Origin of the sequence: Bradyrhizobium cenepequi, from assembly GCF_020329485.1 — a bacterium.
In the GTDB taxonomy this organism is placed as follows: Bacteria; Pseudomonadota; Alphaproteobacteria; order Rhizobiales; family Xanthobacteraceae; genus Bradyrhizobium; species Bradyrhizobium cenepequi.
On sequence record NZ_JAGKJI010000183.1, the window covers coordinates 1 to 678 of the forward strand.

Annotated in this window: 2 protein-coding genes; one reads left to right on the forward strand and one right to left on the reverse strand. The window is 63.6% G+C overall.

Annotated elements, in window-relative coordinates:
- The coding region (locus J6497_RS40830; protein ID WP_225709772.1) for an efflux RND transporter permease subunit at window positions 1-280 on the forward strand (280 nt) is incomplete at its 5' end.
- Between the two features lie 123 nt (window positions 281-403).
- Here J6497_RS40830 and J6497_RS40835 read toward each other — a convergent pair.
- A partial coding sequence (locus tag J6497_RS40835; RefSeq protein WP_512699966.1) for an ATP-binding cassette domain-containing protein occupies window positions 404-678 on the reverse strand: 275 nt, incomplete at its 5' end.

A 678-nucleotide genomic window follows, 5' to 3' on the forward strand; every position in this document is an offset into this window, starting at 1 on the left:
GCTCCGCTTCCGCCCGATCATGATGACAACGATGGCGGCGCTGCTCGGCGGCGTGCCGCTGATGCTCGGCACTGGCACGGGATCGGAGATCCGCCAGCCGCTCGGCTACGCCATGGTCGGCGGCCTGATCGTGAGCCAGGCGTTGACGCTGTTCACGACGCCGGTGGTCTACCTCTACCTCGACAAGCTCTCCAATTTGTTCTCGGGCTGGAGCCGTTCGACCGATGAGGACGACGAGGAGCATCGGGAAGAGCGTTCCGTCAAGGAAGCCGCGGAGTAAGAAGCTGCAGTTCGTACCTAGCCCGTAGGATGGGTAGAGCGACAGCGAAACCCATCATCAGTTACCGCCGCGAAGAAGATGATGGGTTTCGCTGTCGCTCTACCCATCCTACAGACCCATACATCACGCGCCGAGATAAGCCTTCTGCACCTGTGGGTCCTGCGCCAGCGCGGCGGCGGTGCCTGACAGCACGCTCCTGCCAACCTGCAGCACGGTGGCGAAGTCGGAGACTTCGAGGGCGAGCTCGATCGATTGCTCCGCAAGCAAGATCGTCAGCCCATCGCGATGCAGCCGGCCGAACGTCTCGTACATCGACTCCACGACGGCCGGCGCGAGGCCGAGCGACGGCTCATCCAGCATCAATAGCTTCGGGTCGCTCATCAGCGCGCGACCGACCG